This window comes from Paraflavitalea devenefica (assembly GCF_011759375.1).
In the GTDB taxonomy this organism is placed as follows: domain Bacteria; phylum Bacteroidota; class Bacteroidia; order Chitinophagales; family Chitinophagaceae; genus Paraflavitalea; species Paraflavitalea devenefica.
This window is the reverse complement of the sequence record NZ_JAARML010000004.1, coordinates 271679-295743: the sequence shown is the minus strand read 5'-3', so window position 1 is coordinate 295743 and position 24065 is coordinate 271679. Positions and strand designations below refer to the sequence as shown.

Annotated in this window: 16 protein-coding genes; 11 read left to right on the top strand and 5 right to left on the bottom strand. The window is 50.0% G+C overall.

The genetic code is table 11. The annotated features are described in order from the left end of the window. Positions 1 to 7 precede the first annotated feature (7 nt). Positions 8 to 337 carry a DHCW motif cupin fold protein gene (locus HB364_RS22885; protein WP_167290662.1) on the top strand — a complete coding sequence of 110 codons (330 nt, stop codon included), beginning with the start codon at positions 8 to 10 and terminating at the stop codon, positions 335 to 337. A 5-nt stretch (positions 338 to 342) separates the two neighbouring features. Here the strand turns inward: HB364_RS22885 and HB364_RS22880 are convergent, their stop codons facing one another. After that, positions 343 to 1206, bottom strand: coding sequence for a DUF2279 domain-containing protein (locus HB364_RS22880; RefSeq protein ID WP_167290661.1), 864 nt, complete (start codon positions 1204 to 1206; stop codon positions 343 to 345). Between the two features lie 292 nt (positions 1207 to 1498). On the opposite strand from HB364_RS22880, the gene HB364_RS22875 reads away from it, so the two are divergent. Together HB364_RS22875 and HB364_RS22870 are read left to right on the top strand one after the other, a co-directional pair. Continuing rightward, a complete protein-coding gene (locus tag HB364_RS22875; RefSeq protein WP_167290660.1) occupies positions 1499 to 3226 on the top strand; it encodes a phospho-sugar mutase in 1728 nt (575 codons plus the stop codon). A 94-nt stretch (positions 3227 to 3320) separates the two neighbouring features. Then, positions 3321 to 3902: an OmpH family outer membrane protein gene (locus HB364_RS22870; RefSeq protein WP_167290659.1), complete on the top strand. Its 582-nt coding sequence runs from the start codon at positions 3321 to 3323 to the stop codon at positions 3900 to 3902. A 56-nt stretch (positions 3903 to 3958) separates the two neighbouring features. Here the strand turns inward: HB364_RS22870 and HB364_RS22865 are convergent, their stop codons facing one another. The 3 genes from HB364_RS22865 to HB364_RS22855 all read right to left on the bottom strand — a co-directional run bounded on the left by HB364_RS22865 (position 3959) and on the right by HB364_RS22855 (position 8711). Further along, on the bottom strand, positions 3959 to 6136 hold the full coding sequence (locus HB364_RS22865) for an outer membrane protein assembly factor BamB family protein (protein ID WP_167290658.1): 2178 nt from the start codon (positions 6134 to 6136) through the stop codon (positions 3959 to 3961). A 123-nt stretch (positions 6137 to 6259) separates the two neighbouring features. After that, positions 6260 to 7453, bottom strand: coding sequence for a Gfo/Idh/MocA family protein (locus tag HB364_RS22860; RefSeq protein ID WP_167290657.1), 1194 nt, complete (start codon positions 7451 to 7453; stop codon positions 6260 to 6262). A gap of 52 nt (positions 7454 to 7505) precedes the next feature. After that, the gene (locus HB364_RS22855) at positions 7506 to 8711 is read right to left on the bottom strand and encodes a nucleoside permease (RefSeq protein ID WP_167290656.1); all 1206 of its coding nucleotides are present in this window, start codon (positions 8709 to 8711) and stop codon (positions 7506 to 7508) included. Positions 8712 to 8976: 265 nt separating this feature from the next. On the opposite strand from HB364_RS22855, the gene HB364_RS22850 reads away from it, so the two are divergent. The 8 genes from HB364_RS22850 to HB364_RS22815 all read left to right on the top strand — a co-directional run bounded on the left by HB364_RS22850 (position 8977) and on the right by HB364_RS22815 (position 21647). Continuing rightward, complete coding sequence (locus HB364_RS22850) at positions 8977 to 9462, top strand: MarR family winged helix-turn-helix transcriptional regulator (RefSeq protein WP_167290655.1); 486 nt, start codon at positions 8977 to 8979, stop codon at positions 9460 to 9462. A gap of 17 nt (positions 9463 to 9479) precedes the next feature. Beyond that, on the top strand, positions 9480 to 11042 hold the full coding sequence (hutH, locus tag HB364_RS22845; RefSeq protein ID WP_167290654.1) for a histidine ammonia-lyase: 1563 nt from the start codon (positions 9480 to 9482) through the stop codon (positions 11040 to 11042). Between the two features lie 72 nt (positions 11043 to 11114). Further along, positions 11115 to 12803, top strand: a complete 1689-nt coding sequence (hutU, locus tag HB364_RS22840) for a urocanate hydratase (protein WP_167290653.1) — start codon at positions 11115 to 11117, stop codon at positions 12801 to 12803. Positions 12804 to 13299: 496 nt separating this feature from the next. Beyond that, positions 13300 to 15534 carry a bifunctional alpha,alpha-trehalose-phosphate synthase (UDP-forming)/trehalose-phosphatase gene (locus tag HB364_RS22835; RefSeq protein WP_167290652.1) on the top strand — a complete coding sequence of 745 codons (2235 nt, stop codon included), beginning with the start codon at positions 13300 to 13302 and terminating at the stop codon, positions 15532 to 15534. Next, positions 15521 to 17299: a glycoside hydrolase family 15 protein gene (locus tag HB364_RS22830; RefSeq protein ID WP_167290651.1), complete on the top strand. Its 1779-nt coding sequence runs from the start codon at positions 15521 to 15523 to the stop codon at positions 17297 to 17299. The genes HB364_RS22835 and HB364_RS22830 overlap by 14 nt, the downstream gene beginning before the upstream one ends. A 23-nt stretch (positions 17300 to 17322) precedes the next feature. Next, positions 17323 to 18564 (top strand): imidazolonepropionase, encoded by a 1242-nt coding sequence (gene hutI / locus HB364_RS22825; protein WP_167290650.1) that lies wholly within the window; start codon positions 17323 to 17325, stop codon positions 18562 to 18564. Then, complete coding sequence (locus HB364_RS22820) at positions 18561 to 20579, top strand: site-specific recombinase (RefSeq protein ID WP_167290649.1); 2019 nt, start codon at positions 18561 to 18563, stop codon at positions 20577 to 20579. Before hutI ends, HB364_RS22820 begins: the two co-directional genes overlap by 4 nt. 18 nt (positions 20580 to 20597) lie before the next feature. Continuing rightward, positions 20598 to 21647: a formimidoylglutamase gene (locus HB364_RS22815; RefSeq protein ID WP_167290648.1), complete on the top strand. Its 1050-nt coding sequence runs from the start codon at positions 20598 to 20600 to the stop codon at positions 21645 to 21647. 1 nt (position 21648) lies between these two features. Here the strand turns inward: HB364_RS22815 and HB364_RS22810 are convergent, their stop codons facing one another. After that, positions 21649 to 23883 carry a patatin-like phospholipase family protein gene (locus tag HB364_RS22810; RefSeq protein WP_167290647.1) on the bottom strand — a complete coding sequence of 745 codons (2235 nt, stop codon included), beginning with the start codon at positions 23881 to 23883 and terminating at the stop codon, positions 21649 to 21651. Between the last annotated feature and the right edge of the window lie 182 nt (positions 23884 to 24065).

Sequence of the window (24065 nt, the reverse complement as noted above, 5' to 3'; positions counted from 1 at the left end):
AACCGTAATGGAGATACCCCCGTTCAACTTCCAAACCATTGACTGGACTGCTATTCCCCGCGAAGAGCTGCCTGGTGAACAAGGTACGGTGGTGCGGCAGGTGCTGTTTATGGGTAACATCCGTGTACGCAGGGTTGCTTATTCTGCCGGGTATATAGCCGATCACTGGTGCAGTAAAGGCCATGTGCTCCATTGCCTGGAAGGAGAAATGGATACAGAACTGGAAGATGGCCGCCATTTCAAACTCACTGCAGGCATGACCTATCTTGTGGGCGATAATAGCGAGCCACACCGTTCTTCTACCCAAACAGGTTGCCAGCTTTTGATTGTAGATTAATACTGTCAGAAGTGAATTAAATGTCCCCGGAACTTCCCATTCGAACTAAGCTCCAACGCAGGGGCAGGTATCTTGATCATATTAAGCACAAAAAAGGCAGAGCGCAGGAATTTACTCTTCGTTCTTATTTTGGTGAGGTCTATATCGGGGCTCAGGTAAAAATGCCTGCAACGGGCTATATCATTCCTGTTATGGACTATGCCGGCTTTGTCTACCCACTTGTTGTCGTATCCGCCCAGCATACCTTTGGCTGCATACCCCACGGCCAGGTTGAGCCATTTGGGTAGCCTGCTGTCGGGCATAAAAGAATGGAGATTGGCGCTGAGCCAGTAGGTTTGTGAATTATAATCTTTCAGCATCCTTTCCGGGATACTTTTCCCAAAAAGCTGGTTCCGGCGGGCAGTGAGTTCAGGGCTGTTATAATCATAGGGCCAATAACTCATCTTTACCTGCAGCCGTTGTTCCTGCCATAACAGCTCCTGGGCTACATAGAGGGCAGAGCCGGTTACATTAGCTGCCATATCGCCCCAGCTAAAGCCCCATTCACTGGAAAATCCATCCTGTATCTCAATAATGCTTTGGTAGGCCACCCCGCTGATGCCGCCCAGCCAGGCGCTTTTTTTAGGGTTCAGACCTGCCCATTGCCACAGGGCGCCCGAGAACCGGCTCATCTGGTAAGCTGTCCACACATGGCCGGCTTTATCCATCTGACTCCATTCCCGGTTATCATTGAAGAAGTGAAATGATTCTTTCGGATAATCAGCATACCAGGCTTTGTTCAGGGCTATATAAGAACCGCCCCAGAGGGCTGCGTGGGCGCCTGCTACCAGCCACTTTCTATTGGGATGTTGTACAGGCGGAGGGTGCATCGGCCCCAGGTTAGCGTCAATACTTTTGGTGGTAGTATCTTCCCACGGAATAGTAGGTGGGGGAGTATTAGGAGTCTTTTGAGGTAGAGAGGGTTCTTGCGCCGCCAACGTTCCTGTGATCAGTAAACCAATCAGGACAGCTCGTATTTTAAGTATGGGTATTTTGCGGGAAAGCACTGTCAAAATTAATGATAACTTATTGGCGGCTAATTTACAATAAAAATACGGCCCTGTTTTGTAATCTTACCAATTGTAACGATATTAGTCCCCCACAACATAAAAAAGAGTTATTATGGATGTAGCAATACAGGACAAAGTGAGCGCCTGGCTGACCGGCAATTTCGATCAGGCCACCAAAGAGGAGATCAAAAAGTTACAGGCGGAAAATCCCAATGAGCTGACAGAAAGCTTTTACCGGAGCCTTGAATTTGGTACCGGCGGTTTGCGCGGTATCATGGGCATAGGCACCAACCGTATGAATAAATATACGGTGGGCATGGCCACACAAGGTTTTGCCAATTACCTCAAAAAAACATATCCCGGTGGTGTTATACGCATCGCCATTGCACATGATAGCCGCAACAACAGCCGCTTCTTTGCAGAGATCGTAGCCAATGTGATGGGCGCCAATGGTATTAAAGTATTCCTCTTTGAAGCGCTGCGTCCTACACCTGAATTGTCTTTTGCCATCCGTCACCTCGGATGCCAGGGCGGGGTAGTATGTACTGCTTCCCACAATCCCAAAGAATACAATGGTTATAAAGCCTATTGGAGCGATGGCGGACAATTGGTGCCGCCCCATGATAAAAATGTGATCCTTGAAGTGGAAAAGATCGCTTCGGTGGATGATGTACAATGGGAAGGCGGCAAAGCCAACATCTCCCTCATTGGAAAAGAATTGGATGAGGCCTACATCAACATGGTAAAAAGCCTGAGCGTATATCCGGAAGTGATTGCCCGGCAGCATGACCTGAAGATCGTGTACACGCCCATACACGGCACCGGTATTACCCTGGTGCCCGAAGTATTGAAGCGTTTTGGATTTACCAATGTCACCATCGTACAGGAACAGGCAGTGCCCGATGGGAACTTCCCCACGGTAGTATATCCCAATCCCGAAGAGAGTGAAGCCATGAGCATTGGTCTGAAGAAAGCCAAAGAGCTGGATGCCGATATCCTGCTGGGTACTGATCCCGATGCCGACCGTGTAGGTATTGCCATTAAGGACAAGCAGGGCAACTGGGTGCTGATGAATGGTAACCAAACCGCCGTACTGGCCTTCAACTACCTCATTGAAGCACGCAAAGCAAAAGGCATTGCGCAGGCCAATGATATGGTGGTGAAAACAATTGTTACCACCGATATGATTGACAATATTGCCGCTAAGAATAACATCAAGTGTTACAATGTACTCACCGGCTTTAAATGGATTGCCGAGCTCATCAAGGAAAAAGAAGCGGCTGAGAACTATGTGATCGGCGGTGAAGAAAGCTATGGATTAATGATCGGTTCCCAGTTGCGCGATAAGGATGCGGTATCTGCCGTAGCCTTCCTCTGTGAGATGGCGGCTTATGAAAAAGACAAAGGCCGCACACTATATGATAAGCTGATTGATCTGTACGTGCAATATGGCTTCTTTAAAGAGCACCTGATCTCCATTACCAAAAAAGGCATGAATGGCCAGAAGGAGATTGCCGATATGATGGAAACCTATCGCAGCAATCCGCCTCAAACCATCAATGGTTCTCCGGTGGTGAAGCTGCTGGATTATGAATTGCGCCAAGGGAAGAACCTGCAAACAGGAGAGGAGTGGGAGATCAAATTGCCCAAATCGAATGTGTTGCAATTCATCCTGGCCGATGGCAGTAAGATCTCAGCCCGTCCCAGTGGCACAGAGCCCAAGATCAAGTTCTACTTCAGTGTCAATACGAAGCTGGACAATGCCGCCAACTTTGATAAAGTGCATACTGAGCTCAATGCCCGCATTGATGGTATTATAAAAGATATGCAATTGAAATAGGCTGAAATTGTATCAGGAAGAAAACTGCCCTGTTTTCAGGCAGCGAATTACCTGTTTTTAATGACTTACATAAAACAACTAACAAACAACTCTCATGCAAAAGCATTTTTCTTTCGTAATTGTTGCGCTGGCCCTGCTGTTGACTACAGGTAAGGTGAATGCGCAGGTGAAGGTGGGCTATATCAGCCTGCAGGAACTGATTGTAGCCATGCCCGAATTCAAGAAAGCCAATGAGGATATGGCCGACTATCAAAAAGCAATACAGCAACAAGCCAATGAATACCAGGAAGCCTATCAAAGGCTGGACAGTATTTTTGTGGCCGACTCTGCCAAATGGACTTCTGCTCAAAAACAGGTGAAGCGCAAGCAACTGAATGAAGCTTACCTGAAATCGGTGAACTTCACTAACCAGGAAGGGCCTCAAATGATACAAAGAAGAGAGCAGGAGTTGCTGGCCCCTATCCAGGAGAAAGCGGTGACCACTACGCAAACCGTAGCTAAAGAAAATGGTTATACTTATATTCTTTCCAAAGAGCAACTGATCGCGTTTCCTCCGGGCGATGATGTGCTGCCACTGGTAGCGAAGAAACTGAATATCAGCCTTACTAAACCGGCTGCACCGGCAGGAACAACACCGGCTACAACAGCGCCGAAGCCTGCAGGCTCCAAGCCATAAGATAGTTTATGATTAATGGTCCGTCATGTCCCGGCAACACCAGATGCCGGGATTTTTTATTTCATTGCTGGCAATGCAAAAGCTATATACGTATCACCGGATGGTGTACCCAACTTACCACCGCCGCAGGCGATCACGATAAACTGCCGTCCGCCTGCCTCATATACAGCCGGTGTGGCAAAGCCCGGGGCAGGCAAGGTATATTCCCATAATAGTTTGCCAGTATATTTATTGAATGCCCGCAGTTTGCCATCACGGGCGGCTGCGATAAACAACAAGCCGCCGGCGGTGACTACTGAGCTGCCGTAATTCTCGGTGCCGGTAGGAGGTACGCCTTTCGCTTTCAGTTCAGGATATTCGCCCAGCGTGGTTTTCCATACGTGTTCACCCGTATGCAGGTTAATGGCGGTTAAAGTGCCCCAGGGTGGCCTGATGGCGGGATACCCTTCAGGGCTCAGGAACTTATAATAGCCGGTAACACCATAGGGTAGGTTGAGGAAACTGTCTACAGACTTTGCCTTCATCATGAATGCTTTCTTTTTCCGTTCCTTCGCTTCCACAATGAAAGAAACGATCGCTTCTTTTTCTTCTTCTGCCAATTGATTAAAGGCAGGCATCATGCGCCGGCCGGTATTGATGAGGGAAAGAAGATCGGGCTCTTTGTACCGGGATGCTGCATCCAGCAGGGAAGGATTATTGCCCGATCCCTTGCGGTCGGCGCCATGGCAGCTCATGCAATGCGTTTCATACAGGCGCCTGCCGGCCTGTCCGTAGTTCTCCCGCTGTGTAGTGGCCGGTTTATTATCCCGTATTGTGAGCAGCCAGGCCATTTCATTCGCATTCAAATACAGGTAGCCTGTTTCCGGATCATAAGAAGGGCCGCCCCATTCTGCTCCGCCATCCAGTCCTGGCAGCAGCACCATCGTTTGTTTGCCGGGCGGCATATACATTTCTCCATAGCGGTAGCCCGAGAATTCCTTTTTCAGCCTGGCTATAGAACTGTCCGGCAAATACGGGTTCAATTCATCGGCGGTGAAGCGTTGCCGTACGAAAGGTTTGGGTGTGGATACAATGGGTTGCGTAGGCCATATCTTCTCCTGCACCAGCGTGGTGTTCGTATCAATGGCTTTTTCTTCTATGGGATATAGGGGCCTGCCGGTTTCCCGGTCGAACACATAGATCATGCCCTGCTTCGTGGCCTGTGCTACGGCGTCAATTTTCACTCCATCTTTGTTGACCGTTACCAGTGCCGGTGGGGCCGGTACATCACGGTCCCATACATCATGGTGCACAAACTGGAAATGCCACTTGCGGGTGCCGGTGGCGGCATCCAGGGCCAGCAGGCAGTTGGCAAACAGGTTAGCACCCCGGCGTCTGCCACCATAAAAATCAAAAGAAGCAGAGCCGGTAGGGGCAAACAGGATACCTCTTTTTTCATCCAGTGAGAAACCGCCCCAGCTATTGGCGCCGCCAATATGTTTATACGCAATAGGGTCTTCCCAGGTATCATAACCAAACTCGCCGGGCTGCGGGATCGTATGAAAGATCCATTGCAGTTTTCCGGTACGCACATCATAAGCCCGTATATGTCCCGGTGCAGCCGCAGCGCCTTCATCTACCCGTGAACCCAGTATATACAGGTTTTTATAAACAATGCCTGGTGAAGTAGCGGTGACAAACAGGTCTTTCACATTCCTGCCCAGGCCATCGTGCAGGTCTACTCTTCCCTGATGGCCAAAGGAGTCAATCAGTTTGCCGGTGAGGGCATTGACAGCATACAGGAAGGAGCCGGCTGTATATAGGATGCGCTGGTCATTGCCCTTCGACCAATACGTGACGCCACGGTTATTATTGAGTATAAACTGCATGACACTGTTTTGTAGGGTGGAGTCTGCGGGGTCAAAAGTCCAGCGGCGCGCTCCGGTAGCGGCATCCACGGCGAATAGTTTCAGGGTGGGAGAGGTACCGTATAAAATACCATTCACTACAATAGGATTACATTGTATCTGTGAGTGGTGTACCGTATCCGCATCACCGGTACGATAAGTCCAGGCGGGTTGCAGTTGTGTTACATTGTTGGTGTCAATGATTGTTAAGGAAGAATAGTGGATGGCTTCTTTGCTGCCGCCGTATACAGGCCAGCCAGTGCGCTTTTCGGAAGGAGTGTTGCACGAAATGATGAGAAGTAGCACAACAATGAAATTCCATCGGAAGGTTTGGTTAGCGGCAGGCATGGACAATCGGTTTAATAATAAAGGTGGTGCTTTATAAAAGACACCACCTCTAAACTAATAAATTTACTCCAACTAATCCCCCGCAGAGTCTCCCGTAGGGGACTCTGCGGCATAAAGTAACAGCTACTCAAGTACCTTCTCACTGATCTTGCCCGTCTTCTTATTTTTAATGATCACCTTCTTGGCGCCATAGTGGGTCATTTCTTCTTTCACCAGGTAATGGTCGGCGTCGTACTCCGTGAGGTGACTGTCCTTGGATACGCCGGTACGTCCGCGCCAGATGTCGAGCTTTACGGGTTCCCATTGTTTGCTCTTGGCCGAACGGTAGGCCGCATCAAGGATACAGTTCACTACATAGCCGTCATAAAAAGATTCTTTGGGTGCAGTTCCTGCTTCTATGGCATTGAACATATCCATGAACATATGGTTATAACCCAGCTCATTCAGTTCATCGCCTACCGGGAACAGCCAGCCGGTATTGCTTTCTGCTTTTTCGGCCACATAGTCGGCCCCTTTACCGGTGGTGAACATATCAAATCCGGTACGCAGGAAGCTGTTTATCCAGATCGTGCCTTCTGATCCCATCACTTCATCGCGCAGGTCGAGACCGCCACGGAAAGTCCAGCTTACTTCAAACTGGCCGATGGCGCCATTCTCATACTTTACCAGTCCGATGGCATGGTCTTCCGCATCAATGGGTTTTACCTGGGTGTCGGCCCAGCACATCACTTCTACGGGTTTAATGTCTTTGCCTATATAGCTGCGGGTGATCTCCACGCAATGGCAGCCGAGGTCGAGGATACAACCGCCTCCGGCCTGTTCTATATCCCAGAACCATTCACTGTGGGGGCCGGGGTGCGTTTCGCGTGATTTGGCCCAGAGGATGCGGCCCAGTGCGCCATTCTTAACGCTCTCCAAAGCCTTGATGAACTTGGGCGTATAAACAAGATCTTCCAGGTAACCGTTGAAAATACCGGCTTTCTCTACAGCCTCCAACATGCGTTTGGCTTCTTCGCCATTGCGGCCCAGTGGTTTGGTAGTGATCACCGCTTTCTTGTGCTTGCAGCAAAGCAGTACGGCTGCCTCATGCAGGTTATTGGGCAGGGAAATGCACACCATATCTACTTCGGGGTGGGCAATGGCGGCTTCCATATCGGTAGTCCAGTGCGGCACCTTATAATCGGCGGCAAACTTTTTGGCGCTTTCCTCGCGGCGGGAATAAATGCTCACGATCTTATCCTTGCTTCTATAGCCTTGAATGGAATCGGCATAAAAGCGGCCGATAAATCCGGAACCTAACATCGCAATGCGTTGCATAAAAATATATTTATGGTTTTTAGTTGATTGTTTGATGGTTGCCGTCGTGGTGTTAAGCGGCCTGGGTTATGTCCTTCTTCTCGCGGAAGAACAGGATGAAATACAATAACACAACTATGGCAATACCGGCCGGAACAAACCAGATGCTCTTCCAGTTGTGGGTCACCGGATCACCAGCAATAGTGTAGTTGTCTACTATGAAGCCGGAGAACCAGGTACCGATAAACATACCCAGTCCATAAGTAGCAAAAGTGAACAGGCCCTGGGCAGCATTCTTGATCTTTTCGCCGGCTTTCTTTTCGGTGTACATATAACCGGTTACAAAGAAGAAATCGTAGCAGATACCGTGTAAAATGATACCGGCATACAGCATCCAGGTATTGCTGCCGGCATCACCGTAGGCGAAGGCCACATAGCGTAATATCCAGGCGCTCATGCCCAGCAGCAGCATCTTCTTTACGCCAATGCTATTAAACAGGAAGGGGATGGCCAGGATAAATACCGCTTCAGATACCTGCCCCAATATCATCTTACTGGCGGGTTTGTCCAGGCCCATTTCATTCAGGAAAGGATTGGCAAAACCATAATAGAAAGAAAGTGGTATACACACCAGGATGGCGGCAATAAAGAAGATCAGGTAGGATTTACTTTTGAACAGTACAAAAGCATCCTTGCCCAGTGTTTGGGCTACGGTAGCGTTGGCGCTGGCTTTGGGCGGTGTATTGGGTAAGGCAAAACTAAATAAACCCAATGCAGCCGAAGCAGCGGCTGCAATCATAAACGTAGTGTTTGTTTTTTCGATGCCCAACTGGCCGATGATAATACCAGCCACAATCCAGCCAATGGTGCCGAAAACGCGGATCCAGGGAAACTGTTTGCCGGGATCAGTCATCTGGGAAAAAGCAATATTATTGGATAGGGCAATAGTAGGCATATACAGCAGCGAATAGAACAGTATTACCCAGTAAAAGGGGCTGTTGCCGGTAACCTTGGTAGCCAGGAAGAGCAGCGCTGCACCGAGGAGATGCAACACGCCCATGATACGTTGTGCGGCAAAGAACCTGTCAGCTACCAGTCCCACAAAAAAGGGCGATATCATCGTGGCAATTGCCAGCGCACTATAGGCGGCGCCTACCTGTAAACCCGATGACTGTAAATGCTCTCCCATGTACGTGCCCATGGTTACATACCATGAGCCCCAGATAAAATATTCCAGGAACATCATTAATCCAAGCGAAACGCCGGTGTTGGTTTTCATCAGTCTTAGTTTGATCTATTTGAGTTGGTAGAATTAGCGTGGCGGAAATTACGAACAAATCGCATACAAGCTCACCATTCTTTTACCAATTTTGCGCGCTTGGGGTCGCTCTTCGGAGCTTGCAGCTCCGAAGGTTTATTTGGTTGCCTTTGGCAACCGTGTTGCTGAAAGCAACGAAATAACCATGCGAGGCTGCAAGCCTCGCATAGCTCCACTACGTAATTTCCACCAAATCCCTATATTTGTATAAGTACTTATACAATTTATGAACTTCTACGAATCCCTCGGTTTCCTTGTCTTTGGCAGCCGCCTGCGGCGGCTCAGTGAAACATTCCTGGGTGATGTGAACCGCATCTATGAAGCCCACAAGCTCAAATTCGATGCAGCCTGGTTCCCCGTATTCTACATCCTTTCCCGGAAAGAGTCTGTCTCTATCAGGGATATTGCCGATGAACTGGCCATCTCCCATTCCTCGGTCAGCCAGCTCATCAGCGCCCTGCAGCAAAAGGGATTGGTGAAAACCACCACGGCCGCCGATGATGCCCGCAGGAAAGTGGTGGAGTTCACGGCCAAAGGAAAAAAGCTGCAACAGCAGATAGCGCCGGTATGGACTGCTTTGACGCAGGCGATGGAAGAACTGGTACAGGAAGGCCGCCACAGCAAAGTATTGCTCAAGGCCATCGCGGAAGTGGAGGAACACATGGCCAGCCAAAGTGTCTTCGACCGGGTAGAACGCATTATGAACGCTTAACGTTGTAACGATTGACTATGTATAAAATATTTGAATACGGTATTGATGTATTGACAACTGGTAAAGCGCTCGCCATTGCCAGGGGCGAACTGAAAGGCATCCTGAGTAAAGAAGCGCGCCAACGTATCACGGCCAGTCAGCAACAGGTGCAACAGATCGTAGACGACAACAAAACCGTGTATGGTATTACCACCGGCTTCGGCATACTGGCCAATGCCCGGATATCTGACGAAGATACCCGCACCTTGCAGCACAAAATACTGCAAAGCCACAGTGTAGGGGTGGGCGATCCCATTCCGGTGGAGATGGCCAAACTCATGCTCATTACCAAAATGCAGGCCCTGGCTAAAGGCTATTCCGGTGTACAGTTACAAACGCTGGAACGCATCAACTGGCATATAGAGCAGGAGATCATTCCCGTAGTGCCGGAAAAGGGGAGTGTGGGCGCTTCCGGCGACCTGGCGCCACTGGCACACTTATTCCTGCCGCTGATCGGGTTGGGAGAAGTGTATTACAAAGGCACGCGGTACAAGGCGCAGGAGGTCCTGCAGCAGTTTAACCTGCTGCCTATCCAGTTAGGTCCCAAAGAAGGCCTGGCGCTCATCAACGGCACCCAGTTCATTCTATCCTTTGCGGTGAAGGCCGTACAGCGTATGCACTACTGCCTGGAAGCGGCAGATATCATCGGGGCCATGAGTCTTGAAGCGTTGACCGGTACCCAGGCGCCCTTCGATGAGCGGCTGCACCAGTTGCGTCCTTTTGCCGGCACCCAGTTGGTGGCGCAGCGCTTACGCCTCTTATTACACAACTCGGCCATCATGCAAAGTCATGTGGATTGCGGCCGTGTGCAGGACCCCTATAGCCTGCGCTGTATGCCGCAGGTGCATGGCGCTTCGCGCAATGCCTGGCTGCATTTGAAAGAGCTGACAGAAATAGAACTGAATGCCGTTACGGATAATCCCATCATCCTGGCGGCCGATGATACCATCAGCGGCGGCAATTTCCATGGACAGCCGCTGGCATTGCCCCTGGATTATGCCTGCTTTGCTGCAGCAGAGATCGGCAACATTGCCGACCGCCGCTGCTACCTGTTGCTGGAAGGCAAATGGGGACTGCCTATGTTGCTCATGAAGAATGTAGGGCTCAATAGCGGATTCATGATCCCGCAATACACCACGGCGGCACTGGTAACAGAAAACAAAACCCTGTGTTTCCCGGCAAGTGCCGACAGCATCCCTACCTCGCTCGGACAGGAAGACCATGTGAGCATGGGCAGTATCAGTGGCAGGAAGCTCAATAAAGTATTGGATAACCTGGAATTCATATTGGCTATTGAATTGCTAAGCGCCTGTCAGGCTATTGAGTTCCGGCATCCGCTGAAGAGCAGTGCCATCCTGGAATTTGCCCATGATTATGTGCGCCGTTTTGTAGGTTTTGCAGAAGAGGACAGGATCTTTGCCGAAGACATCAACAAGATCAGGAACATCATCAGTGACTTTTCGTTTGTGGATGCGGTGAATACCTATACTTCCCTCGCGGGTGTAGAATTGAATAAAGGCTATGAAGGGTTTAGTATCTGATTTTGTCACTCTTTCCGTCTTCCCGTCTTCCCGGCCCGATGCTACGTTATTATTAATGAAAAAACTTGTTTTATGAACAATACAGCAACCCGCCAATACGATCCCGTTAAATACAAAACACCTACGGGTACACAATTAACCTGCAAGGGATGGATACAGGAAGCGGCCCTACGCATGTTGCTCAATAACCTCGACCCGCGCGTGGCAGAACGGCCCGACGACCTCATTGTATATGGCGGCCGTGGTAAAGCCGCCCGTAATTTCGAAGCGCTCGACGGCATTATCAAAGGACTGAAAGATCTGGAAAATGATGAAACCCTCCTTATACAAAGCGGTAAGCCCGTTGGTATACTTAAAACACATCCCGATACACCCCGCATACTCATCTCCAACTCACAACTGGTGCCCCGCTGGGCCACCTGGGAACATTTTGATGAGCTGGAAAAGAAAGGGCTCATGATGTACGGGCAAATGACGGCCGGCTCCTGGATCTATATCGGTTCACAAGGTATTGTGCAGGGCACCTATGAAACCTATGCTGCAGCCGCCAACAAGCATTTTGGCGGCACGCTGAAAGGCACCCTGAATGTAACGGCCGGACTCGGTGGCATGGGCGGCGCACAGCCCCTGGCCATCACCATGAATGAAGGGGTGGCCCTCATTGCCGAAGTGGAAAAATGGCGCATAGACAAAAGGCTCGAAACAAAATACCTCGATATACAGGTAGCGGATATTGATGAAGCCATTGACCGCGCCCTCATGGCCAAACAACAGGGAGAGGTCATTTCCATTGGCGTATGCTGTAATGCAGTAACGCTGCTGGAAAGATTGATAGCCCGCAAGGTAGTGCCGGACACATTGACCGACCAAACCTCTGCACATGATCCGCTCATTGGCTACTGGCCGCATAGCATCAGCTATGAGCAGGCGAAAGTGCTGCGTGAACAAAATCCCAAACAATACATCGAACTGGCTTACGAATCCATGTACCGTCATGTGCAGCTCATGCTGGAATTACAAAAGCAGGGCGCCATTACTTTCGATTATGGCAACAACATACGGGCAAGAGCACAGGAAAAAGGATTGCAAAACGCTTTTGACTTTCCCGGCTTTGTACCGGCTTACATACGGCCGCTGTTCTGTGAAGGCAAAGGCCCGTTCCGCTGGGCAGCCCTCAGTGGTGATCCCGCTGATATTGCCGTTACAGACCAGGTCATCAGTGAAATGTTCCCGGCCAATACCTCTTTACAACGCTGGCTGAAGCTGGCCAAAGAAAAGATCGCTTTCCAGGGATTGCCGGCACGTATTTGCTGGCTGGGACAGGGAGAGCGGGAGAAGGCAGGACTCGCTTTCAATGAACTGGTGCGAACAGGCAAAGTGAAAGCGCCCATTGTCATTGGCCGTGATCACCTCGATACCGGTTCAGTGGCTTCTCCCAACCGGGAAACAGAAGCGATGATGGATGGCAGTGACGCTGTGGCCGACTGGCCGCTGCTGAATGCACTGGTAAATACAGCCGGTGGCGCTTCCTGGGTAAGCTTGCATCATGGTGGCGGGGTAGGCATGGGATATAGTATCCATGCCGGTATGGTCATTGTGGCCGATGGTACCGATGCAGCGGCTGCCCGCCTGAGCCGTGTATTGCGTAATGATCCCGGCATGGGCGTTATCCGTCATGCTGATGCCGGGTATGAAACAGCCAAAAAGACAGCTACAACGTTTGGATTGGACATACAAATAAGGTTAGATAATGTTCAATAGTAAAAAAGCTGCGAGCCACGAGCTATGAGCAGCGAGCGAAATACAGAAAAGCCGATTGAAGTAAGGGCTCGCAGCTCATAGCTCGCAGCTGGAAATTTCTGTCCAAAAAACTCCCCATTTTAAGGACATTGTACTATCATTATAAGCCCTCCCTAATGCCCTGCTTTTACTTTTGCTGGAGCATAATCTTTTCTTTCCCCGCAGTGTCTCCCGAAGGGGACACTGCGGTCTTTTGTCCCAAAACCTCCCCATTTTAAGGACATTGTACTATCATTATAAGTCCTCCCTAATGCCCTGCTTTTACTTTTGCTGGAGCATAATCTTTTCTTCACATGCCTGCGACCGCCTGATATCAATAGGTTGGACCTCCTTGTAATGCTTTACTAAGCAATAGGTTGATTGATTGGTGGTGTCGATTGACCAAACTGGCCTCCTTTTTGAAAACATACTATGAACAACTTAATCATTTAATCCGTACCCCCTAATTCATTTTCTTATGGGTAGACTAATTATTGTTTCAAACAGATTGCCATTTTCGGTAGATCATGATGGTGACCAGGTGACGATACGGCAGAGTTCTGGCGGACTGGTGAGCGCTATTAAAAGTTATTTTGAGAGCGATCAGGCAGACAATAGCACGATCACTGAAAAGGCATGGATGGGGGTCGCCGATTTTTCCAGCGAAGACTGGGAGTCGGAAGTAGCGCCCCGAATGGCCAAATATGATTTTACAGCTTATCCCTTATTTGTGGATAAAGCATTGTACAAAGATTATTACAATGGCTTTGCCAACTCCGTATTATGGCCCCTGTTCCATTACTTCCCTTCATTGGTGGATTACCAAACGCAGTATTATGATGCTTTTGTACAAGTGAACCGCATTTTTGCAGAACGTCTAAGTGAAGTAGTAAGACCGGGCGACACCGTATGGATACACGATTACCAGTTGATGCTGCTGCCCGACATGTTGCGCGCCCAACAATCCAATATTAATATTGGTTTCTTTCTTCATATTCCCTTCCCTTCCTATGAAATATTGCGGCTCATGCCCACAGAATGGAAGACTTCATTGATGCACGGACTGATGGGCGCCGACCTGATCGGTTTCCATACTCACGATTATGTACAGCACTTCATGCAGAGCGTAAAAATGCTGCTGGGGGTAGACAATTATTTCTATACCATGCAATACCAGGACAGGCTGGTAAAGGCCGACCTGTTCCCCATAGGGATTGACTATAAGAAATTCCACCAGGCTGCGTATGATGCAGAAGTATTGGACCTGCGCAATGATATCAAAAGGAACTTTGAAAGCAAGAAGATCATTTTCTCGGTAGACAGGCTGGATTACACCAAGGGCTTAATGGACCGCCTGAATGGATTTGAATACTTCCTCCAGCAACATCCCGAATGGCTGGAACAGGTCGTGTTTGTACTGAACATCGTACCCTCCAGGGATGAGATACCGGCTTACCTGGAACGGAAACGGCAGATCGAAGAAAAGATAGGTACGCTCAATGGTAAATTCTCTTCCATAAGCTGGCAGCCGGTCATCTACCGGTATAATCATCTTCCGTTCAGTGAGCTTTGCGCCTTATACCAGGCGGCAGACGTGGCCCTCATTACCCCTTTGCGTGATGGTATGAACCTCGTGGCCAAAGAATATGTGGCCAGTTGCTCTACCCAGCGCGGCGTGCTCATCCTGAGTGAGCTGGCAGGCGCTGCGAGTGAGCTGAATGAAGCCTTGCTGGTAAACCCAACGGATATTGTGGATGTATCCAATGCCATTGTAAAAGCATTGAACATGCCGCTGCATGAACAAAAGAACCGCATGGCGCTTATGCAAAAAAGGTTAATGGATTATGACGTCATCAAGTGGGTGAATGATTTCCTGGATCAGCTTGTCAATGTACGGAAAGAACAACTGAAGCTGCAGACCAAGCTGCTGGACGATAAAATATTAAAACGCATACACCAGCACTACCAGAAGGCGCAGAAACGTTGCCTGCTGCTGGATTATGATGGTACCCTGGTATCCTTTACCCGCTTGCCGCAGGAAGCCGTACCTGATAAAGAACTAAAAGACCTGTTGTACCGGCTGGCAAAAGATGAAAAGAACCATGTGGTTATCATCAGCGGACGTGATGCAGAGATGCTGGAAAAATGGCTGGGCCATTTGCCTGTTACCCTGGTGGCAGAACATGGCGCCAGCGTAAAAATGAAGAACGAGTTGTGGCAGCAGGCGATCCCCGTGTCGGATCAATGGAAAGATGAAATACGCCCCATCATGCAAATGTTTGTAAGCCGCTGTGTGGGTTCCTTCATTGAGGAAAAGAACAACACCATTGCCTGGCATTACAGGAATACCCATCCCGATCTTGGTTTCAGCCGTTCCCGTGAGCTCATCAACAACCTGTCGCAACTGGTGCAAAATACCATGTTGCAGGTCATTGATGGCAATAAAGTCATTGAAGTGCGTATGTCGGGCTTTGATAAAGGCGTAATGGCCCTGCGGATCGTGAACGACCTCAATCCCGACTTTACCTTGTGCATAGGAGATGATACGACTGACGAGGATATGTTCAAGGCGCTGGGCAACAAAGCCTATAGTATCAAGGTGAGCAATGGCATTACCGCCGCGCAATACACCGTATTCTCGCAAAGAAAAGTATTGCCATTGCTGGAGCATTTGATGACCCCTTTAACCGAGAATGAATATGCCGGTGCATAAATACAACATGGGCATCATAGGTAACTGCTCCTACCTGGCCTATATTGATACGAAAGCAGATGTAAAGTGGATGTGCCTGCCGAGGTTCGACAGCAGTTTCCTCTTTGGGTCACTGCTCGATGAAGGGAGGGGAGGACACTTTTCTATCCAGCCCGCTATGGAAGGATATACCAGCCGGCAGTATTATGTTCCCAATACCAACGTATTGTGCACGGAGTTCACCGCGGCTGATGGCAGCTTCGTGGTGAAAGATTGTGCCCCGCGCATGACCATTCATGAACGGCAGTTCAGGCCCCTCATGATGGTGCGTAAGATAGAGCTCATCAGTGGTGATCCCGCTATCCGGGTCACCTGTGATCCGCGGGGCGACTACGGACAGGTAGTGCCGGAAACCACTACCGGCAGCAACCATATCCGTTACATGAACCTGGGACAGCCCGTACGCCTTACCACTGATATTTCACTTACTTATATCCAGGACAAGCGGCCTTTCCTGCTCGACCAGGACCGCTATGTGGTATTGACCTATGGATCGCCCCTCGAAGCGCCCCTGAAAGAAACCTGTGAAGAGTTCCTGCGCAAGACCATCCAGCACTGGCAGCAATGGATCAAGAGCTGTTACCTGCCGGATATCTACCAGGAAGAGATCATCCGCTCGGCCCTGGTGCTTAAACTGCACCAGTATGAGGATACAGGCGGCGTCATTGCTTCCGGCACTACCAGTCTGCCCGAATTTCACGATAGTACCCGCAACTGGGATTACCGGTTCTGCTGGTTCCGCGATGCGCACTATACCTTGCGGGCCTTTAACCAGATCGGTCACTTTGAAGAGCTGGAAAAATACTTCGACTTCATCCATAACATTCTGGCCAATGCCGGCAGTTCCCTGCAACCTTTATATTCCATTGCCGGGGAGAAAGACCTGGAAGAGCTCACCATCGACCTGCATGGTTATATGGGCAATAAGCCGGTGCGCGTAGGCAATAAAGCCTATGTGCAGGTACAGCATGATGTATATGGACAGGTATTGGTAAGCCTGCTGCCGCTGTACACCGATAAGCGGCTTACCTTCATGCGCAAGAACAGTTACCGCACCATTGTACCCTGGTTGCTGAACCAGATAGAACGTACACTCACCATGCCCGACTCTGGCCTGTGGGAGTTCCGTAACCAGGTGCAGGTACATACCTATACCTTGTTATTCCATTGGGCCGGCGCCAAGGCTGCCTATAAGATCGGCGCAGTCTTCAATGACATGCCGCTCATGCAGCAGGCGCAGGACCTGGCCGCCGCCGCCAATAAACTGCTGGAAGAAGCGTATGATAAAGAACGCAAAGTATACCCGCAGGCCATTGGTACGCCCAACCTCGATGCCAGTACCCTTACCATGGTTACCATGAACTACCTGGACCATAACTCACAAAGGGCCCGCGACCATATTGCCGCCCTTGAAAAAGAACTGCTGGCCGATCATGGTCTTTTCTATCGCTACAAACACTACGATGATTTTGGCTTTCCCGAAACCACCTTCCTGGTATGCGCTTTCTGGTACGTGGATGCGCTGGCCTGCGTGGGCCGCACAGACGATGCCATCCGTATATTGGACAAGCTCTTAGGCTTCAGCAACCACCTGGGCATCTTTAGTGAAGATGTGCATATAGATGGATCACAATGGGGCAACTTCCCCCAAACTTACAGCCATGTGGGCCTTATCAATGCCGCTTTTCGTATTGCCCGGAAAGTAGATAAGGTGGATTTTCTGTAGCCTGCCTTTGTTATCTTTACCCCATGTCTTCACTACTCATTACAAATATTCGTCAACTTGTCAATGTTCGTGAACACACTTCTGTACTGCGGGGCAGGGAGCTGGCCGATCTTCCCTGTATAGACAATGCTTACCTGCTCATAGAAGAGGATACCATTGCCGGCTATGGCCGTATGGAAGACTTACCAGCCAGCAACCAACAACCAGCAACTGTTGTCGACGCGATAGGCGCCTTCGTCGTGCCTGCCTGGTGCGACAGCCATACGCATATCGTCTTTGCCGCCAGCAGGGAAGAGGAGTTTGTAGATAAGATCAGGGGCATGAGCTATGCTGATATCGCTGCCAAAGGAGGCGGTATCCTGAACTCAGCCCGTAAGCTCCATGATACTTCAGAAGAGGAGCTGTTTAACCAGGCCTGGAAGCGCCTGGAAGAAGTAAGCCGCCTCGGCACAGGCGCTATTGAGATCAAGAGTGGTTATGGACTAACCGTAGAAGCAGAATTGAAAATGCTGCGGGTGATCAAAAAGCTACAAGAAAAGTCCCCGCTATCCATTAAGGCCACCTTCCTCGGGGCACATACCTACCCATCCGAATACAAGAATAACCACCAGGGATACATTGATAGTATCATACAGGATATGCTGCCGGTCATTGCCCGGGACAAGCTGGCCGATTATATTGATGTTTTTTGTGAAGAAGGGTTCTTCTCCCCGGCAGAAACGGAAACCATTTGCCGCGCCGGCATGGCGCATGGGCTCAAACCTAAGATCCATGCCAATCAACTGCACCTTTCTGGAGGTACACAGGTAGGGGTGCAACTGGGCGCCATCAGCGTAGACCACCTCGAAACGATGGATGAAGCTGCTATACAGGCATTGGCCCATTCCAATACCATCGGTACCTTATTGCCCACCGCCGCCTTTTTCCTGCGCATGCCTTTTCAGCCTGCGCGGACTTTAATAGATGCCGGTTGTGCCATTGCCCTGGCGTCGGACTTTAATCCGGGCTCATCGCCTAGTGGTAACATGAACCTCGTGGTGGCCATGAGCTGCATACAAATGAAAATGCTGCCGCAGGAAGCCATCAATGCTGCCACGCTCAACGGAGCTTACGCCATGGAACTGGGCCAGGAGCTGGGTAGTATTACCGTAGGTAAAAAAGCCAACCTTATTATTACAAAACCCATTCCTTCACTGGCCTATTATCCTTATGCTTTTGGTGCTAACCTGATTGATAAAGTAATGATAAAAGGGGAGTGGTTATGATGATCCGCAGAAAAAAGAAAGTCGATCCATTTGTTCAGTTCCTGGAGCAAAAGCCAACCGTCTCTATCAAAGACCGGGAAGCCGGGTTGGATTACCTGGTATCTTTCATGCACCTGATTCGTCCCCGTACCGGCAAGCCCGGTGAAGCCGTGGAGAACTTTGGAAAAGCCCTGCATGTATTGTATGAGCATCCTGCTGTACTCAATGGACTTCGCGTTTCCATCCTCGCGCAACTGATCAACAGCAACCTGCTGCCCCTGCTTACAGAAAGCGGCATCACCGTGTCACGCGGCGCCGGCCGTGAATTATATGCCCGCCTCAAGCATAAATTCCTGCCCGCCTTACAGGACCCCAATGATTTCCTGTATGTGCTGGACCGTCTATTCTACCGTAAAGACGATTATGAATGGGTGGAGGAAATCGGACACCACAGGTGGGTGCAATTCTTTGATGCGATAGGATTTTCTTTTGAGGGACGTGCACCGGTGATTACCCAACAGGCATTGACAGCTTTGCAAATACTCTCGGCAGGCGTGGCCCAACTGGGATGGGAAAGTGCCGTTGTGCGCAATGCTCCCTTCAAACACCCGCAGGCGGATAATCCATTTGCCGAACAGCAATACCTCGTATACGAGTTAAAGGAACTATTGCTCAATAATGGCTCGCGGGAAAAATTGCATCCATTGCTGGAGCGTATTAAAGCCGTATTTGCGGAAGGCATGCAGGTAATACAGCACATCCGTGACCAGACAGCCGAAAGAGGGGCCAGCCTGTCACAGACCTTTATTCTTTTCCAACTGGAACAGAAGCTGGACCGCATGCAACTGGTACTGGATATTGTAGACCTCGATGAAAAAATGGATACCTCCCGCCTGGCCAGTCTCTTCATCAAGGCCATCCGCAATGAGAACCGTAAGAACAGCTTGTGGGAATTCCTTTCCCAAACCACCGGTTACCTGGCGTACCAGATAGCGGAGCACAAGGGAAAGAAAGGCAATAAATACATTACTTCTTCGCCCCTCGAGTACTGGCAAATGATCGTGAGCGCCATGTGGGGTGGGTTCATTGTATGTTTTGTGGCCATCGTTAAAATATTGCTGGGAAAGGTCCACATGGCGCCGTTCTGGCATGGCTTTGCCTACAGTATCAACTACAGCCTGGGCTTTGTGGTCATAGAAGAAACAAAGTCCACGCTCGCTACCAAACAGCCTGCCTTTACAGCCAGCGCAGTAGCCAGCTCCCTCGATACGAGGAAAGGCGATAACACGCCCAACCTGTACAACCTCGCTGTTACTGTATCAAAAGTATCCCGCAGCCAGATCGCTTCTTTTGTGGGTAACCTCATCGTAGTGTTTCCCGGTACCTTCCTGCTGGCCTGGTTATATGATATTTGCTTTGGCGTACCGCTCGTGGCAGGCGAAAAGGCGGTGAAACTATTGGAAGCACAGCATCCCTGGCATAGCTTTTCCCTGCTGTATGCCTGCAATACGGGCGTATTCCTGTTCCTCAGTGGTATCATTGCGGGATATGTACAGAACAAAGTCAACTATGGCCGCGTGGGCCGCCGCCTGGCCGAACACCCTTTTCTGCGTCAATATACTTCACGGAAACGGCTGCAGCGTATTGCCAATTACCTCGATGCGCATGCAGGCGGCCTGGCCGGTAACATCTCGCTCGGCTTTTTCCTGGGCTTTGCCACTACAGCGGGCGACTTATTCGGTATCGGGTTCGACATCCGCCATATTACCATTGCCGCCGCCAATACTTCCATTGGCTTGTACGGCGTAGGCTGGAATAATGTATCTTTCAGTTACATGGCCGTGGTAGTGAGCGGCGTATTGGGTATCGGCTTCCTGAACTTCCTGGTCAGCTTTTCACTGGCGTTCATTGTAGCGGTACGCTCCAGGGGTATCAAGTTGCGCGATTATCCTGAATTCCTGGGTATATTGTGGAAATACTTCCGTTCCCGCCCCCTCGACTTTTTCAGACCGAGAAGAAGATTGGATATACAATAATTTTCCAACAATTCATTTATGAAGCATTTTAAATTTTACGATAAGCAGGATGTATTGTCCCTCACAAAGCTGCGGAAATTTGAAACCAGGCTCGGTGAAAGTATACAGGTACTGGCCGATAAGCATCAACTGGAAACTTCCCTCACGCAATCAATAGCCGACTATGTAGTGTTGGGCATCCCGGAAGACATTGGTGTGCGGGCCAATCATGGAGTAGGGGGGACCGATTCTATCTGGGTACCTTTTCTGGCTGCTTTCTTAAACATCCAGAGCAATGACTTCCTGGTGGGCAACGAATTACTGCTGCTGGGGCATTTTGACTTCGGTGATCTTAAATACCTGATAGAACAGAATGCCCATGGTCATGACGAAAAAATAGATGCTTACCGCCATGCTGTCATCACCATTGATGAAGAAGTGGAAGAACTGATCAAGATCATTACGTCTTATAAAAAGATACCTATTGTCATTGGCGGCGGACACAACAATGCGTATCCCCTCATCAAAGGCGCTGCCAAAGGATTACACAAAGCAGGGCTGCTGCCCCTGGCGCAGATCAACTGTATCAACCTCGATGCCCATGCCGATTTCCGGCCGGCCGAAGGCCGGCACAGCGGCAACGGTTTCCGGTATGCAGAAGAAGATGGCTACCTGCAAAAATATTGTGTGGTAGGCCTGCATGAAAACTACCTGCCCCAGAACGTATGGCTTGATATTGTCAACAACCCCTTCCTGGACTTTATTACTTACGAAGACATTTTTGTACATGAGAAAAGGAACTTCATACAGGCCGTAGCCCATGCCGCCAGCTTTACAGATGATAACTATACCGGCATTGAGCTCGACCTGGATTGCATAGAGCACACCTTGTCCAGTGCCGTCACGCCGGCAGGCATCCTGCCGCTCCATGCCCGGCAATACCTTACCTTCACCGGTATCGACTGTAATGCCGCCTACCTGCACATTTGCGAAGGCGCCACCCAGCTTACCGATGGCCGCAAAGACGACAGCACCGGCAAACTCGTCAGCTACCTCGTCAGCGATTTTGTAAAAGCACATAGTCAGTAGATCAGAAAGGTATCCCCAAATTCACATACGACTGTATCTTCCCCGTCTGGTCACAATACATGGCGCTGATCTCCAGCGGACCAAGCGCGAAATTATAGGAGAAGGTAAGGGCATAGCCCGAGAAGAAATCACGCGTTACAAAGAAACCAGGGTCTTCAATAAAATTATTGAACAGCACATTGGCGCGGCCCATCAGGTAAGTATTATTAAACACCTGCACCCTTAATCCTCCCTGCAGTGCTGCCGCGCTGGAACTATATTCAGCGCCTTCCGGCAGGCCGGCAAAAGTGATCTGGTTGCGGAATGTCCTCGTCAGGCCGCCGATCACAAACTCATTCAGCACATTATCGGCATAATCAAAATTGGCGCCGCCCTGTACATTGAACAACAGGGTAGTGCGCTTGCTGAGGGGGGTATAAGTTTCCAGGTTAAGGCTGGAGCGGTAAAAGCTGCGGTCGCTGATAAAAATAACGCCCGGGGGGACCTCCGCGCCATTCTCATAAAAACGGATATGGGAGTTTTGCGGCGCTACCCAGCCCACTTCCATATCCAGTTTAAAGCCCCGCCTGGGATAAATACTTTTGTCCAGTGAATTACGCGCCAGGTAGGCAAAGGGGGTGAAGAACTTCTTGCTTCCTTTAAATTCCAGTTCTGTGGAGATCTTGGGACTGTACTTCACCCATTCAAAACGGCTGCCCACACCCACCGTAAACTGACGTTTGGCTGAGAACTGGAGTTTGGAGCCGAACTTAAAAAAGTTCAGGTTATACAACCCGTTCTGCTTCGACTCGCTGTAAGTGCCGATATCGAAATTATCGTACTGTGTTTCCAGTAGCAGCGCTACGTTCTTGAGCCTGCCGAGGTATTGCAGGTGCTCGCCACGGATGCGGAACGTTTCACCTATATTCACTGATACGAGGCTCCTGGAGTTGGTCGTAAAGAAATTCCGCGAGGTGAGGTTGACAATCAGGCCCACACCGGTAAAGCGGTTATAGTGAAGGCCCAGCTTGGCAAACGTGAAAGGATACTCTGTCACATCAAAAATAATCTTCGAGGTGCCATCCGGTTGAGGTTCCAATGAATAAGTAACCCGGCTATAATACCGGGTGCCATAAGCCTGCCGCACCATATTGGCCAGCTTACGGGCAGTATAAAACTCATTGATCTCAAAATTCATGGTATGGATAAAGAACTCTGCCGACGTTTTGTCAACCCCGCGCACCTCAAATGAGGAGATCACCACGGCAGGTACCTGGGGCAGGCGGTTTACCCTGGGTGGTACAGGGCCATACAATGCTTCCAGTGAATCGGCGATCTTTTTAAAGCGCGGGTATAACTTACGCCCTTCCTGCAGGCCCAGCTCCATCAGCTCCTTTGAATCGCCAAAGCTGCCCATGCTGAACCTTTCCATATCGAAAGGGATATAAATATCGCATTGCGCCACTTCCTTCTTATTGTCTTCTGCTTCCCGGAAAAAAGCTACCTGCAACAATACCTGTAAGGCATTACGCACCTTGTCTGAAGGCATCAGCCCGGTGGCTACATTGCTGCCGATCACAAAATCGGCGCCCATTTCCTTTACATCCTTCACCGGGAAATTGCGCACCAGGCCTCCGTCAATCAGCTTGCGGCCATTAAAATCCACAGCCGTAAATACGGAGGGGATGGCCATACTGGAACGAACAGCGCTGATGATCTCTCCTTCCTTCATCACTACGGCTTCGCCGGTACCTACATCCGTGCCGATACACCGGAAGGGGATGCTGAATTTGGAGAAATCTTTTTCATTATATACCGGGAAAAACAGTTCGGAAAACTTCAGCCATAATTCCTGCCCCTGCAATACGCCGCCGGGTAAGCGGAACCGGTGGTTAACCCAGGGAAGCTCGATCACATACTTCGCATACTCATCTTTCTCTTCCATGAAAATGCTGCGCAGGGAGGATTGATTGCTGAGCAGCAGGTCCCAGTCGATCGTACGGGCAATCCTTTCAATGGAATCAGCAGAATAGCCCACTGCGTACAGACTTCCGATAATGCTGCCCATGCTGGTGCCGGTAACATAATCCACCCGGAGGCCGGCAGAGTCGATCGCTTTGAGGATACCAATATGGGCCAGACCTTTGGCGCCGCCGCCACTGAGGGTAACGCCAATCCTGGGGCGGGCAGCAGGGGTAGGCTGTGCGCCGGAGAACAGGGTGAACAAAACAAGAATACCCACAAAACTGTACTTCATGGCGGCATTAGGTTGAAGTGTAAGTTACAGCTACAATTAACAAAATAAAAGCCGTTCCGTTTAAATGGAACAGCTTTGTTTGAAAGAAAAGTTAAAATACTGTCTGGCTTTCAGTCGCCAGCGTCCCGCTGGTGACGGGTATTTACAAGCCTCTGGCTTGTTGTAGCAAGCCAGAGGCTTGC